This window comes from Streptococcus sp. Marseille-Q5619, assembly GCF_946901205.1.
Taxonomy (GTDB): Bacteria; Bacillota; Bacilli; order Lactobacillales; family Streptococcaceae; genus Streptococcus.
In genome coordinates this window covers 700,411-714,195 of the sequence record NZ_CAMPPO010000002.1, presented here as the reverse complement: position 1 = coordinate 714,195, position 13,785 = coordinate 700,411, and the positions used below count along the sequence as shown (strand labels likewise).

Genomic DNA, 13,785 nt, shown 5'->3' with positions numbered 1-13,785 from the left:
AAACATAAAGGAGGCTTTGTTATGAATAAGATGAAGAAGGTGTTGATGACGATGTTTGGTTTAGTGATGCTCCCCCTACTATTTGCTTGTAGTAACAATCAATCGGCTGGAATTGAAGCTATCAAGTCCAAAGGAAAATTGGTTGTAGCTCTCAATCCCGATTTTGCTCCATTTGAATACCAAAAAGTGGTTGATGGGAAAAATCAGATTGTGGGTTCAGATATCGAATTAGCCAAGGCTATCGCAACAGAACTAGGTGTCGAATTGGAACTATCTCCCATGAGTTTTGACAATGTACTGGCTAGTGTTCAATCAGGAAAAGCCGATCTTGCCATATCTGGTGTTTCTAAGACAGATGAACGGAGTAAGGTATTCGATTTTTCAACTCCCTACTATACTTCAAAAAATAAGCTCATTGTCAAAAAATATGACTTGGCCACTTATCAGTCTGTCAACGACTTAGCGCAGAAAAAGGTCGGAGCGCAGAAAGGTTCGATTCAAGAGACGATGGCGAAAGATTTGCTACAAAATTCATCCCTCGTATCTCTGCCTAAAAATGGGAATTTAATCACAGATTTAAAATCAGGGCAAGTGGATGCCGTCATCTTTGAAGAACCAGTTGCCAAGGGATTTGTGGAAAATAATCCTGATTTAGCAATCGCAGACCTCAATTTTGAAAAAGAGCAAGATGATTCCTATGCGGTCGCCATGAAAAAAGATAGCAAGGAATTGAAAGAAGCAGTCGATAAAACCATTCAAAAGTTGAAGGAGTCTGGAGAATTAGACAAACTCATTGAGGATGCCTTTAAAGCGTCCATTGAAAAATAGAAAGAAGGAAAAGAACATGAGTAAAGAAAAAGTAATTTTGGCCTATTCTGGCGGTTTAGACACATCAGTTGCTATTACCTGGTTAAAGAAAGACTATGATGTTGTTGCAGTTTGTATGGATGTGGGTGAAGGGAAAGACTTAGATTTTATCCATGATAAGGCTCTCAAGGTTGGGGCAGTCGAATCTTATGTCATTGATGTTAAGGATGAATTTGCTACAGATTATGTGCTAGTGGCTCTTCAGTCACATGCCTATTATGAACAAAAGTACCCCTTGGTATCTGCCTTGAGCCGCCCTCTTATTTCTAAAAAATTGGTTGAAATCGCGCATCAGACAGGAGCGACTACAATTGCCCATGGTTGTACAGGTAAGGGGAATGACCAAGTACGTTTTGAAGTATCGATTGCAGCCTTGGATCCCAATTTAAAAGTGATTGCGCCAGTTCGTGAATGGAAATGGTCTCGGGAGGAAGAAATTCATTATGCCAAGGAAAATGGAGTACCTGTTCCTGCTGACCTTGACAATCCTTACTCTGTTGACCAAAATCTTTGGGGACGTGCCAATGAGTGTGGTATTTTGGAAAATCCATGGAATCAGGCTCCAGAAGAAGCCTTTGGCATCACAACTTCTCCAGAGCAAGCTCCAGATATGCCAGAATACATTGATATTGAGTTTAGTGAAGGTGTTCCAGTTTCCCTCAATGGAGAAGTGTTAAAATTGGCAGATTTGATTCAAAAACTCAATGAAATAGCTGGAAAACATGGGGTTGGACGGATTGACCACGTGGAAAATCGTTTGGTTGGGATTAAATCAAGAGAAATCTATGAATGCCCAGGGGCAGTGACTCTGCTGACAGCTCATAAGGAAATTGAGGACTTGACGCTTGTGAGAGAAGTGGCTCATTTTAAACCAATCATAGAAAATGAATTATCAAATCTCATTTATAATGCTTTGTGGTTTAGTCCAGCTACACAATCCTTGATTGCTTATATTAAAGAGACTCAAAAAGTTGTCAATGGGACTGCAAAAGTCAAACTCTATAAGGGAAGTGCTCAGGTCGTAGCTCGGAAATCACCAAATTCTCTTTACGATGAAAATTTGGCGACTTATACCAGTGCGGATACCTTTGACCAAGATGCGGCTGTTGGATTTATTAAGTTGTGGGGACTTCCAACCAAGGTTCATTCTGAGGTTCAAAAAAGCGCCAAATAGGACGATTGGATAGAGAGGTGGATGTGATATGGCTAAGAATACAAAATTATGGGGTGGTCGCTTTGAAGGTACTGTCGAAGACTGGGTAGAGCGCTTTGGTGCGAGTATATCTTTTGACCAGAAATTAGCTAAATTTGACTTGATTGGTTCTTTAGCCCACGTTCAGATGTTGGGTCAGACGGGAATTTTGAGTTTGAAGGAGTCAGAAAAGATTCAAGAAGGTTTGAAAGAGCTTTTAGAAGAGCTAGAGGCAGGCCAACTTGTCTTTGATATTGCAAACGAAGATATTCATATGAATATGGAAGTGTTGCTGACAGAAAAAATTGGTCCCCTTGCAGGGAAGTTACATACAGCTCGTTCTCGAAATGACCAAGTTGCGACAGATATGCACTTGTATCTCAAGGAGCAACTAGGCCATGTCCTAGATAAACTGGCTCATCTCAAGGGTGTTTTATTAGATTTAGCGGAAAATCATGTGGAGACGATCATGCCGGGCTATACCCATCTGCAACATGCCCAGCCTATTAGTTTTGCCCACTATCTGATGGCTTACTACAATATGTTTCAAAGAGATAGTGAACGTTTTGAATTTAACCAGAAGCATACAGACCTATGCCCTCTAGGTGCGGCAGCTTTGGCAGGAACGACTTTCCCCATTGATCGCCAATTGTCTAGCGATTTGCTGGAGTTTAAGCAACCTTATACAAATTCTTTGGATGCTGTTAGTGACCGCGATTTTATCTTAGAATTTCTATCCAATGCCAGTATACTCATGATGCATATGAGCCGTTTTTGTGAAGAAATGATCAATTGGTGTAGTTTTGAGTACCAATTCATTACCTTGTCAGATACGTTTACAACAGGTTCCTCTATTATGCCCCAAAAGAAAAATCCAGATATGGCTGAGTTGATTCGAGGAAAGACTGGTCGAGTTTATGGGAATCTGTTTGGACTATTGACAGTCATGAAGTCCTTGCCCTTAGCTTATAATAAGGATTTGCAAGAGGATAAGGAAGGGATGTTTGACACGGTCGAAACGATTTTAAATTCTTTGGATGTATTGACAGGTATGTTATCCAGCTTGCAGGTAAACAAGGAAAAAATGCAAGAATCTACAGAGAAGGATTTTTCAAATGCAACTGAGTTGGCAGATTATTTGGCAGGGAAAGGCTTGCCATTTAGAGAAGCTCATGAGGTTGTGGGAAGATTAGTGTTAGACTCTATCAAGTCTGCTAAAAATATTCAAGATTGGACTTTGGAGGAATTGCAAACCTATCATTCCCTCATTGCTGAGGATATTTATGTCTACTTGCAACCTAAAACTGCTGTTCAAAGACGAAATTCCTTGGGGGGTACAGGATTTGACCAAGTGAAATACCAGATTGCAGTTGCTAAGAAAGCGAATAAAGCTAGAAAGTGATAGATTGATAGGTTCAGAACAAGAGGTTGGTCGATTGACAGCCTCTTTCTTGTCTTCTCCAACCAAGCGTGTTATAATGAATACTGCTCAAGCGACCTTCAATCGTTAAAGCACACACGACCTTCAATCGTGAACTAGTCATTTCGTTTATCTTTTATTACGTCGTTAACTCGAAATGAGATGCAAGCTGAGCTTGTCTGATTTATAACCTCAATCAGTCTCCCAGACTGATTGAGCGAACTCAAGTTATGCCTGCGACTCGTTGCCTAGTCCTAAAAGCAAACGAAAAGACTATACTCGAAGAAATTCTATTGAAAGTCATAGTAAATAGAATTTTGAGGGGTATAAATAAACGAATAGATGGGAGACTTCTCATGAGTGATAACTCTAAAATACGTGTTGTTGTGGGGATGAGTGGTGGTGTTGATTCGTCGGTGACGGCTCTTCTTCTCAAGGAGCAGGGCTACGATGTGATCGGTATCTTCATGAAGAACTGGGATGACACAGATGAAAACGGCGTCTGTACGGCGACCGAAGATTACAAGGATGTGGCTGCGGTGGCAGACCAACTTGGCATTCCTTACTACTCTGTCAATTTTGAAAAAGAGTACTGGGACCGCGTTTTCGAGTATTTCCTAGCGGAATACCGTGCAGGGCGCACGCCCAATCCAGATGTTATGTGTAATAAGGAAATCAAGTTTAAGGCCTTTTTGGACTATGCTATGACCTTGGGGGCAGACTATGTGGCGACTGGCCATTATGCCCGAGTGGCGCGTGATGAGGACGGGACAGTTCACATGCTTCGTGGCGTGGACAATGGCAAGGATCAGACTTATTTCCTCAGCCAACTTTCGCAAGAACAACTCCAAAAAACCATGTTCCCTTTGGGACATTTGGAAAAGCCTGAAGTTCGCAGACTAGCAGAAGAAGCAGGCCTTGCGACTGCTAAGAAGAAAGACTCGACAGGGATTTGCTTTATCGGAGAAAAGAACTTTAAAAACTTTCTCAGCAACTACCTGCCAGCTCAGCCTGGTCGCATGATGACTGTGGATGGTCGCGATATGGGCGAGCATGCAGGACTTATGTACTATACAATCGGTCAGCGTGGCGGTCTCGGTATTGGTGGCCAACACGGCGGTGACAATGCTCCTTGGTTCGTTGTCGGAAAAGACCTAAGCAAGAATATCCTCTATGTCGGCCAAGGTTTCTACCATGATTCGCTCATGTCAACCAGCCTAGAGGCTAGTCAAGTCCACTTTACTCGTGAGATGCCAGAGGAGTTTACGCTCGAATGTACGGCTAAATTCCGCTACCGTCAGCCTGATTCTAAGGTGACCGTCCATGTCAAAGGAGATAAGGCAGAGGTTATTTTTGCAGAACCGCAACGCGCGATTACACCAGGACAGGCAGTTGTCTTTTACGATGGCGAAGAGTGTCTAGGTGGTGGCCTGATTGACAATGCTTACCGCGATGGACAAGTTTGTCAGTACATTTAGATTGACAAATTTTCTCAATTTGCTACAATAATAAAAGCAATAGAAATGATGGTCAAAGCTCATGGATGTTGCAGGCTTTTTTGTCCTGCACTTCTTTGGAGTTTTGACTGTTTTTGTGTCGTTTAGAGGAAAGGACAAGAATGATTCAACAAGACTTTCGGACAAAAGTAGACAATACGGTTTTTGGTGTTCGGGCGACAGCCTTGATTGTCCAAAATCGCAAGCTTCTAGTCACCAAAGATAAGGGTAAGTATTACACTATCGGCGGTGCGATTCAAGTCAATGAAAGCACGGAAGACGCGGTAGTCCGTGAAGTGAGGGAAGAACTGGGTGTAAAAGCTCAAGCTGGACAGCTAGCTTTCGTAGTTGAAAATCGTTTTGAACAGGACGGTGTTTCCTATCACAATATCGAGTTTCATTATCTGGTGGATTTGCTTGAAGATGCTCCATTGACCATGCAGGAAGATGAGAAGACGCAACCTTGCGAATGGATTGATTTGGATAAGCTCCAGAATATCCAGCTAGTTCCAGCCTTTCTAAAAACAGCCCTACCAGATTGGGACGGCCAACTAAGACACATTCATCTTGAGGAATAGGAGAGAAATATGACTTATCATTTTACTGAAGAATACGATATTATTGTAATTGGTGCGGGACACGCTGGGGTCGAGGCTTCCTTGGCCGCTAGCCGTATGGGCTGTAAGGTCTTGCTTGCGACTATCAACATTGAAATGCTGGCTTTCATGCCTTGTAACCCCTCTATCGGTGGGTCTGCCAAGGGAATTGTCGTGCGTGAAGTTGATGCCCTCGGTGGCGAGATGGCCAAGACCATTGACAAGACTTACATCCAGATGAAGATGCTCAACACTGGGAAAGGTCCAGCTGTCCGTGCCCTTCGTGCGCAGGCTGACAAGGAGCTTTACTCTAAGGAGATGCGCAAGACGGTTGAAAATCAAGAAAATCTGACCCTTCGTCAGACCATGATTGATGAGATTTTGGTTGAAGATGGCAAAGTTGTCGGTGTTCGTACAGCGACCCATCAAGAGTATGCTGCTAAGGCTGTTATCGTGACGACAGGGACAGCCCTCCGTGGGGAAATTATCATTGGAGACCTTAAGTATTCATCAGGTCCTAACCACAGCCTAGCTTCTATTAACCTAGCTGACAATCTCAAGGAACTTGGTCTCGAAATTGGTCGTTTCAAGACAGGAACCCCTCCACGTGTCAAGGCTTCTTCAATCAACTACGATGTGACCGAGATTCAGCCAGGAGACGAAGCGCCTAATCACTTCTCATACACTTCACGTGATGAGGATTATGTTAAGGATCAGGTGCCATGTTGGTTGACCTATACCAATGGTACCAGTCATGAGATTATTCAAAACAACCTCCACCGTGCGCCTATGTTTACAGGTGTGGTCAAGGGAGTGGGGCCTCGTTACTGTCCATCGATTGAGGACAAGATTGTGCGCTTTGCAGACAAGGAACGTCACCAACTCTTCCTTGAGCCAGAAGGGCGCAATACTGAGGAAGTCTATGTTCAAGGACTTTCAACCAGTCTGCCTGAGGATGTCCAGCGTGACTTGGTTCATTCCATCAAAGGTTTGGAAAATGCAGAGATGATGCGAACAGGTTATGCCATCGAGTATGATATGGTCTTGCCTCATCAGTTGCGTGCGACTCTGGAAACCAAGAAAATCTCAGGTCTTTTCACTGCTGGTCAGACAAATGGAACGTCAGGTTACGAAGAGGCAGCAGGCCAAGGGATTATCGCTGGGATCAATGCGGCTCTGAAAATCCAAGATAAGCCTGAATTGATTTTGAAGCGCAGTGATGGCTATATCGGGGTGATGATTGATGACTTGGTGACCAAGGGAACGATTGAGCCTTATCGCCTTTTGACCAGTCGTGCTGAATACCGCCTCATCCTCCGTCATGACAATGCCGATATGCGTTTGACAGAGATGGGCCGTGAGATTGGTCTTGTGGATGATGAACGCTGGGCTCGCTTTGAAATCAAGAAAAATCAATTTGAAAATGAGATGAAACGCCTAGACAGCATCAAACTCAAGCCAGTCAAGGAAACCAATGCTAAGGTTGAGGAGATGGGCTTCAAGCCGTTGACAGATGCAGTGACAGCTAAGGAATTCCTTCGCCGTCCAGAAGTTTCTTACCAAGATGTGGTGGCCTTCATCGGACCAGCTGCAGAGGACTTGGATGACAAGATTATCGAATTGATTGAAACAGAAATCAAGTATGAAGGCTATATTTCCAAAGCCATGGACCAGGTTGCTAAGATGAAACGCATGGAAGAAAAACGCATTCCATCCAATATAGACTGGGATGACATTGATTCTATCGCAACGGAAGCCCGTCAGAAGTTCAAACTCATCAATCCAGAAACCATCGGCCAAGCCAGCCGTATTTCGGGAGTAAACCCAGCAGATATTTCTATTTTGATGGTGTATCTGGAAGGTAAAAATCGTAGTATTTCTAAAAATCAAGAAAAGAAAGCATAGAGAAAAACAGCTCCGAAGACGGGGCTGTTTTATAATTTATTCTTCATCTGGTGTGAGGATCATCGGGATAATGATTGGTTCACGTTCTGTATTTTCATAAAGGAAGGGGCGAATAGCGTTGACAATGGCACCGTTGACAGATTGCACGCTGGCGTCCTTGTTTTTCAGTGCGATACGAATTGCATTGAAGAGGATACGCTGGCTTTGGCGAATCAGGTCGCCAGACTCTCTCATGTAGACAAAGCCTCGGCTGAGGATGTCTGGACCAGATAGAATCATCTGCGATTTGAAGTCAACAGTTGCGACTGCTAGAACGACACCGTCTTCAGATAGATCGCGACGATCTTTGAGGACAGCAGCACCGATTTCACCGATACGATTTCCATCGACATAGATATCTTGGGCGTTGAAATGACCTGCTATACGAGCTGAGTCAGCAGTGAGGGCAAGCACATCACCATTGCTCATGATAAAGATATTGTCCTTTTCAACACCAGTATCCACCGCTAGTCCAGCGTGGACTTTTTGCATGCGGTATTCACCGTGAACAGGCATGAAGTATTTTGGCTTAATCAAGCGGAGCATAAGTTTTTGCTCTTGCTGGCCACCATGTCCAGAGGTATGGATATTGTTAACCTTACCGTGGATAACTTCGACACCAGCTTCAGAAATGATGTTGATCAGCTTGTTGACGCTAGTAGTGTTTCCAGGGATTGGGCTAGAAGAGAAGATAACGGTATCACCGGGCTGGAGTTGTACCTGACGGTGGGTTCCGTTGGCGATACGAGAGAGGGCAGCCATTGGCTCACCCTGACTACCTGTACAGAGGATAAGAATCTCGCCTGCAGGGTAATCTTTGATTTCATTTGGCTCGATAAAGGTTCCCTTAGGAGCTTTGATGTAGCCAAGATCGATTCCGTTGACAATGGCCTTTTCCATCGAACGACCAAAGACTGCAATCTTACGTCCAGTCTTAACAGCAGCTTCTGTTGCTTGCTGGAGACGGAAGATATTTGAGGCAAAGGATGCAAAGATGATACGTCCCTCTATGCCTTGGATAATCTTCATGATGGACTGGCCAACGACTTTTTCAGAGTTGGTAAAGGTTGGAATTTCTGCATTTGTTGAGTCAGACAGGAGACAGAGCACGCCTTCTTCACCAAGAGCTGCCATACGGTGCAAATCTGCTGGTTCACCAACTGGTGTTAAGTCAAACTTGAAGTCACCCGTACAGACAATTTTCCCTTGAGGAGTATGAATGACAATCCCCAAAGGTTCTGGAATAGAGTGAGTCGTTCTAAAGAAAGTTGCCTTGAGATTTTTAAAGGTCAACTCAGTGTTGTGGTTGATTTCGTAAAGTTTGGCGTTGCGCAAGAGGCCGTGTTCTTCGAGTTTCCCACGGATCAAAGCCAAGGCAAGCGGCCCAGCGTAGATAGGGACATTTGCTTGCTTGAGTAGGAATGGAATCCCACCGATGTGGTCCTCGTGTCCGTGTGTGATTAAGACAGCCTTGACGCGGTCGATATTGTCTACGATGTAAGAGTAGTCAGGAATGACGTAGTCGATACCCAGCAAGTCATCTTCTGGGAATTTAATCCCAGCATCGACGATGATAATCTCATCTTGGTATTCAATTCCGTAAGTGTTTTTCCCGATTTCTCCCAGACCACCTATGGCAAAAACGCCGACTTCTTCAGGTTTAAGAGTATAGGCCATATTAGAACTCCGTAATTTCGAAGGCGCCAGTTTCTTTTTCGTAATCTAGCAATTTGTCAGACAAGAGTTCGATATATTCGATATTGTACTCTGGGCGATTTTCTTCGACAAGTTGGCGAGCAGCGATACGGCCCTCAAGTTCTGAGCTGGCATCGATGTCTAGGTAAAGTGCGCGTGTTGTTTCACGACGTGGGCTACGTTCTTTTGTTTCTTGATAAAAAACTTTGTAAATCATATAGTTCCTTTCTATTTTACAGGTCAGCTTATTCCAAACTTTTAGCATAGATTTGCTTGATTTCATTCCATTTTGTGTCTAGATTGACCTTGATTCGTTACAATTATTTCAATTATACCACAAAATGAAAAATTAGTAAAAGACGGAAACGAGAAAGTCATGGGATAATTCCTTTAGTAAGCGCTTGCAAAAACGAAGAAAATGTGTTATATTGATAACGGAAGTGAAATTTATTGCTTGTCATAATTCCATATAGTTTTTAAGTCAAGGAGGTTGCCCTATGTATAACTTATTTGCTTTTGCTATCGGAGCTCGCTTGGTAGCTTTTATTGTTTTTGTTGCTTGCGTTTATGCGGGGAATCTTCTATTTGCCAAACTGGAACAACGACAAACCAAGTTCTTGTGGAAAATTACTTTTGTGACTCTCTACTCGCTTTTTCTCCTCCTCGTAACCTATGTCGTTTGGTTTGTGTTTTACTTTGGATTAAATGCCTAGATGCCCTGCTTATGCTGGGGCATTTTTGTTTTGGGGATAAAGAAAATTCCCATGTGCCAGCTTTTGTAGTATAATAGTAAGCAGACAAAAAGATAGGAATGTGTTATGAAAGTATTAGCTTTTGATACGTCTAGCAAGGCTCTTTCTCTCGCTATTTTAGAGGACAAGCAGGTTCTTGCCGAGACGACGATTAATATCAAGAAAAATTACAGTATTACCCTTATGCCTGCCATCGATTTTTTGATGGCAAGTTTGGATTGGACGCCCAAGGATTTGGGCCGAATTGTGGTGGCAGAGGGGCCAGGTAGCTACACAGGTTTGCGAATTGCGGTAGCAACTGCCAAGACTTTGGCTCATACTCTGAACATTGAGTTAGTTGGTATGTCTAGCCTCTTGGCTCTGGTGCCCTACCAACAAGAAGGCTTGTTCGTTCCTTTGATGGATGCGCGTCGCAACAATGTTTATGCAGGATTTTATGAAAATGCTAAACCTGTCATGCCAGAAGCACACCTGCCCTTTGAGAGAGTGATTGAGTTAATCAAGGGGGCTAGTCAGGTAACCTTTGTCGGAGAAGTTGGCCCCTTTGTGGAGCAGATTCAAGAACACTTGCCAAGGACTGATTATAAAGAAACATTGCCTAATGCAGCTAATCTAGCTCTTTTGGCTTGGGACAAGGAAGCAGACTCCTTGCATGATTTTGTGCCGAACTACCTCAAGCGTGTCGAGGCTGAGGAAAACTGGCTCAAGAATCACACCGAATCTGGCGAGTCTTACATTAAACGCCTATGATAGAAATCAAACGAATTCAACAGCAACCTGACTTGGCTCAAGCCATCTACGCTGTCATGGCAGCTGTTTACCCAGTCAGTCCTTGGACGCTGGAACAAATTCAAGCAGACCTGTCCCAAGATCAGACTTGGTATGCTCTGACTTATGATGGGGCAGAAGTGATTGGATTTCTAGCTGTGCAGGAAAATATCTTTGAGGCAGAAGTCCTGCAAATCGCTGTTAAAGGAGACTATCAGGGTCAGGGAATTGCGTCAGCCTTGTTTTCTCAATTGCCGACAGACAAGGAGATTTTTCTCGAAGTCAGAAAGTCAAATCAACGAGCGCAAGCATTTTACAAGAAAGAAAAGATGGCAGTCATCGCTGAGCGAAAGGCCTACTACCATGACCCGGTCGAGGACGCCATCATCATGAAGAGAGAAATAGATGAAGGATAGATATATTTTAGCATTTGAGACATCCTGTGATGAGACCAGTGTTGCCGTCTTGAAAAACGACGATGAACTCTTGTCCAATGTCATTGCCAGTCAAATTGAGAGCCACAAACGTTTTGGGGGCGTAGTGCCTGAAGTAGCCAGTCGTCACCATGTCGAGGTCATTACAGCCTGTATCGAGGAGGCTCTGGTAGAAGCAGGAATTACGGAAGAGGACGTGACAGCTGTGGCTGTTACCTATGGACCAGGCTTGGTCGGAGCCTTGCTAGTTGGCTTGTCAGCTGCTAAGGCCTTTGCTTGGGCACATGGACTTCCACTTATCCCTGTTAACCACATGGCTGGTCACCTCATGGCAGCTCAGAGCGTGGAGCCTTTGGAGTTTCCCTTGTTAGCACTTTTAGTAAGCGGTGGACACACAGAGTTGGTTTATGTTTCTGAGGCTGGTGACTACAAGATTGTTGGGGAAACGCGAGATGACGCGGTTGGTGAGGCCTATGATAAGGTTGGCCGTGTCATGGGATTGACCTATCCTGCCGGTCGTGAGATTGATGAGTTGGCTCATCAGGGGCAGGATATTTATGATTTTCCTCGTGCCATGATTAAGGAAGATAATCTGGAGTTTTCATTCTCTGGTTTGAAGTCTGCCTTTATCAATCTTCACCACAATGCCGATCAAAAGGGAGAAAGCTTGTCCACAGAGGATTTGTGTGCTTCCTTCCAAGCAGCTGTCTTGGATATTCTTATGGTAAAAACCAAGAAGGCTTTGGAGAAATACCCTGTTAAAACCCTTGTCGTGGCAGGTGGTGTGGCAGCCAATAAAGGTCTCAGAGAACGCCTAGCGGCCGAAATCACTGACGTCAATGTCATCATCCCACCTCTGCGCCTCTGCGGAGACAATGCAGGAATGATTGCCTATGCCAGCGTCAGTGAGTGGAACAAAGAAAACTTCTCAGGCTTGGACCTCAATGCCAAACCAAGTCTCGCTTTTGATACCATGGAATAAAATGGAGTCAGCTTAAGGCTGGCTTTTTCAATCACCAAAGTGTCAGAATATTTTGACAAAACTATAAAAATAATGATATAATATGCAAAAGCTAGGAGGTGGCAAGATGATCGAGAGAATGGAATTGGGAGAATTTTACAAGGAGTTGCGCTTGGCTAGAAAGCTCAAGCAGTCAGATGTGGCTTGTGCTGGACTAACAGCTTCTCAGCTGTCCAAGTTTGAACTAGGGCAGTCTATGCTATCTGCGGATAAGTTGATTCTAGCCATCCAAGGGATCAATATGAATTTTGATGAGTTTGGGCACAAACTCAACAACTATCAAGAATCTCCACATATGCAGATTGGTAGGAGGGTTGTGGATCGCTTTGCCCACCAAGATATAGCTGGCTTAGAGCAACTGTTGGAGGAAGTCGAGCAAGGACAGATGGCAGAGACCTATCGTTGTTTGAATGCCATTGTGATTAAAAATGCTATTCATTCCTTAAATAAGAGCTATCTGCTAACAGAGGAGGATAGGGAGTTTTTGACTACTTATCTCTATGCTATTGAGTCTTGGACCTGGTTTGAACTCTATCTTTTTTGCAATACCATGCCCTTCCTAAGCAATCAAGATCTGATTTTTTTATCAACCTCTTTGCTTGAAAAATCCAAAGAATTTAAAGAGTTAGTACACAATCGATTGTATATGAAGCAAGGACTATTAAATATCTTATCAGAGCTCATGGAGCGCAAGCTTTTCTCCTATATCCCAATCTTTGAAGCAGAGCTGGAGAGTATGCTCCGTCCATACGATGTTTTTGAGAAATTATCGTGGCAATTTTTAAAGAAAATGAGTATATTTCTTCAAACCAAAGGAAGTAATCAAAAAGAGATTGAACACTTTATCCAATCTCTGCAAGTATTAGAAAATTCACAATTAACAGCCCTCTTCGAATTGCGTTTTCAGCAATACAAAGAACTTATCGATTGATTAGAAACGGGAAGACGATAACCCACTCCGAAATAAGCAGGAGTATCAGTTGGATTTTTCTTTTCTTCATCATTATATCCCTCCTTGTTAGTAATAACTTTATTATACCAGTGAAATAATCAAATCCACTAAAATCGCAAATCAGAAATTTCTATAAGAAAAAATATCAAATATGCGATTTTCTCAAATACGCCAATTTTCGTGTTATAGTGTTCTTGTAAAGTACTTGAAGCAAATCCTAGGTCGCATAAGTGGTTTACAAAGAAAAATAATTGGAGGAGAAACAATGTCTGCTGTACCATATTCATTTCAAGGGCATCGTTTAGGTGGCCGTTAGTTAAATAATAGCAATCTATAGGATAGAAAAGATAAACTTTGGATTAGATATAGTGGATTGAAATCAAGATAAACATATACGACAAAAATTCTAATTAATATATATTTTGCTGCAAATGCAACGGATATTATACAAAAAATCTTAAATCTTAATAATTGTGAAGAATGATGATATTCATAATGTTTAAAAGTTAATATCTGCATGCTATTAAGATTTTAACTGAATTTTAGAAGTCGATAAGTTTTTTGTATTTTAATTTATTATATGGATAGAAATTATAAATGAGTTGTATTCGTATTTATAATTTTGGAGTTTAGGAAAATATTTTCCAA

13 protein-coding genes are annotated in these 13,785 nt (G+C 42.8%); 11 read left to right on the top strand and 2 right to left on the bottom strand.

The genetic code is table 11. The features are described from left to right. Positions 1-21 precede the first annotated feature (21 nt). From OC530_RS04525 to mnmG, 6 genes are all read left to right on the top strand, one after another. Positions 22-828 (top strand): ABC transporter substrate-binding protein, encoded by an 807-nt coding sequence (locus OC530_RS04525; protein WP_262079949.1) that lies wholly within the window; start codon positions 22-24, stop codon positions 826-828. 16 nt (positions 829-844) lie between these two features. Continuing rightward, positions 845-2,041 (top strand): argininosuccinate synthase, encoded by a 1,197-nt coding sequence (locus OC530_RS04520; protein WP_262079947.1) that lies wholly within the window; start codon positions 845-847, stop codon positions 2,039-2,041. Between the two features lie 28 nt (positions 2,042-2,069). Beyond that, positions 2,070-3,461: an argininosuccinate lyase gene (gene argH, locus OC530_RS04515; RefSeq protein WP_262079945.1), complete on the top strand. Its 1,392-nt coding sequence runs from the start codon at positions 2,070-2,072 to the stop codon at positions 3,459-3,461. 374 nt (positions 3,462-3,835) lie between these two features. Next, positions 3,836-4,957 carry a tRNA 2-thiouridine(34) synthase MnmA gene (gene mnmA, locus OC530_RS04510; RefSeq protein WP_262079943.1) on the top strand — a complete coding sequence of 374 codons (1,122 nt, stop codon included), beginning with the start codon at positions 3,836-3,838 and terminating at the stop codon, positions 4,955-4,957. A 140-nt stretch (positions 4,958-5,097) separates the two neighbouring features. Beyond that, positions 5,098-5,553 (top strand): NUDIX hydrolase, encoded by a 456-nt coding sequence (locus tag OC530_RS04505; protein ID WP_262079942.1) that lies wholly within the window; start codon positions 5,098-5,100, stop codon positions 5,551-5,553. Between the two features lie 9 nt (positions 5,554-5,562). Further along, complete coding sequence (gene mnmG, locus OC530_RS04500; protein WP_262079940.1) at positions 5,563-7,476, top strand: tRNA uridine-5-carboxymethylaminomethyl(34) synthesis enzyme MnmG; 1,914 nt, start codon at positions 5,563-5,565, stop codon at positions 7,474-7,476. A gap of 36 nt (positions 7,477-7,512) precedes the next feature. On the opposite strand, the gene rnjA is transcribed toward mnmG, so the two are convergent. Together rnjA and OC530_RS04490 are read right to left on the bottom strand one after the other, a co-directional pair. Further along, positions 7,513-9,192, bottom strand: a complete 1,680-nt coding sequence (gene rnjA, locus OC530_RS04495) for a ribonuclease J1 (RefSeq protein WP_261012088.1) — start codon at positions 9,190-9,192, stop codon at positions 7,513-7,515. A 1-nt stretch (position 9,193) separates the two neighbouring features. Then, positions 9,194-9,427, bottom strand: a complete 234-nt coding sequence (locus tag OC530_RS04490) for a DNA-dependent RNA polymerase subunit epsilon (protein WP_000639572.1) — start codon at positions 9,425-9,427, stop codon at positions 9,194-9,196. Positions 9,428-9,707: 280 nt separating this feature from the next. Here OC530_RS04490 and OC530_RS04485 point away from each other — a divergent pair, with 280 nt between their 5' ends. The 5 genes from OC530_RS04485 to OC530_RS04465 all read left to right on the top strand — a co-directional run bounded on the left by OC530_RS04485 (position 9,708) and on the right by OC530_RS04465 (position 13,116). Beyond that, a complete protein-coding gene (locus OC530_RS04485) occupies positions 9,708-9,923 on the top strand; it encodes a hypothetical protein (RefSeq protein WP_000282475.1) in 216 nt (71 codons plus the stop codon). A 105-nt stretch (positions 9,924-10,028) separates the two neighbouring features. After that, a complete protein-coding gene (gene tsaB, locus OC530_RS04480; RefSeq protein WP_262079936.1) occupies positions 10,029-10,712 on the top strand; it encodes a tRNA (adenosine(37)-N6)-threonylcarbamoyltransferase complex dimerization subunit type 1 TsaB in 684 nt (227 codons plus the stop codon). Further along, a complete protein-coding gene (rimI, locus tag OC530_RS04475; protein ID WP_262079934.1) occupies positions 10,709-11,146 on the top strand; it encodes a ribosomal protein S18-alanine N-acetyltransferase in 438 nt (145 codons plus the stop codon). Before tsaB ends, rimI begins: the two co-directional genes overlap by 4 nt. Beyond that, the gene (gene tsaD, locus OC530_RS04470) at positions 11,136-12,146 is read left to right on the top strand and encodes a tRNA (adenosine(37)-N6)-threonylcarbamoyltransferase complex transferase subunit TsaD (RefSeq protein WP_262079933.1); all 1,011 of its coding nucleotides are present in this window, start codon (positions 11,136-11,138) and stop codon (positions 12,144-12,146) included. The genes rimI and tsaD overlap by 11 nt, the downstream gene beginning before the upstream one ends. Before the next feature lie 106 nt (positions 12,147-12,252). After that, the gene (locus OC530_RS04465; RefSeq protein ID WP_050271615.1) at positions 12,253-13,116 is read left to right on the top strand and encodes an XRE/MutR family transcriptional regulator; all 864 of its coding nucleotides are present in this window, start codon (positions 12,253-12,255) and stop codon (positions 13,114-13,116) included. The last annotated feature ends 669 nt before the right edge of the window (positions 13,117-13,785 follow it).

Bases quoted from the DNA above. Each gene is read 5' to 3' on its own strand.
- OC530_RS04525 (WP_262079949.1), top strand. From the start codon at position 22: ATGAATAAGATGAAGAAGGTGTTGATGACGATGTTTGGTTTAGTGATG.
- OC530_RS04520 (WP_262079947.1), top strand. From the start codon at position 845: ATGAGTAAAGAAAAAGTAATTTTGGCCTATTCTGGCGGTTTAGACACA.
- argH (WP_262079945.1), top strand. From the start codon at position 2,070: ATGGCTAAGAATACAAAATTATGGGGTGGTCGCTTTGAAGGTACTGTC.
- mnmA (WP_262079943.1), top strand. From the start codon at position 3,836: ATGAGTGATAACTCTAAAATACGTGTTGTTGTGGGGATGAGTGGTGGT.
- OC530_RS04505 (WP_262079942.1), top strand. From the start codon at position 5,098: ATGATTCAACAAGACTTTCGGACAAAAGTAGACAATACGGTTTTTGGT.
- mnmG (WP_262079940.1), top strand. From the start codon at position 5,563: ATGACTTATCATTTTACTGAAGAATACGATATTATTGTAATTGGTGCG.
- rnjA (WP_261012088.1), bottom strand. From the start codon at position 9,192: ATGGCCTATACTCTTAAACCTGAAGAAGTCGGCGTTTTTGCCATAGGT.
- OC530_RS04490 (WP_000639572.1), bottom strand. From the start codon at position 9,427: ATGATTTACAAAGTTTTTTATCAAGAAACAAAAGAACGTAGCCCACGT.
- OC530_RS04485 (WP_000282475.1), top strand. From the start codon at position 9,708: ATGTATAACTTATTTGCTTTTGCTATCGGAGCTCGCTTGGTAGCTTTT.
- tsaB (WP_262079936.1), top strand. From the start codon at position 10,029: ATGAAAGTATTAGCTTTTGATACGTCTAGCAAGGCTCTTTCTCTCGCT.
- rimI (WP_262079934.1), top strand. From the start codon at position 10,709: ATGATAGAAATCAAACGAATTCAACAGCAACCTGACTTGGCTCAAGCC.
- tsaD (WP_262079933.1), top strand. From the start codon at position 11,136: ATGAAGGATAGATATATTTTAGCATTTGAGACATCCTGTGATGAGACC.
- OC530_RS04465 (WP_050271615.1), top strand. From the start codon at position 12,253: ATGATCGAGAGAATGGAATTGGGAGAATTTTACAAGGAGTTGCGCTTG.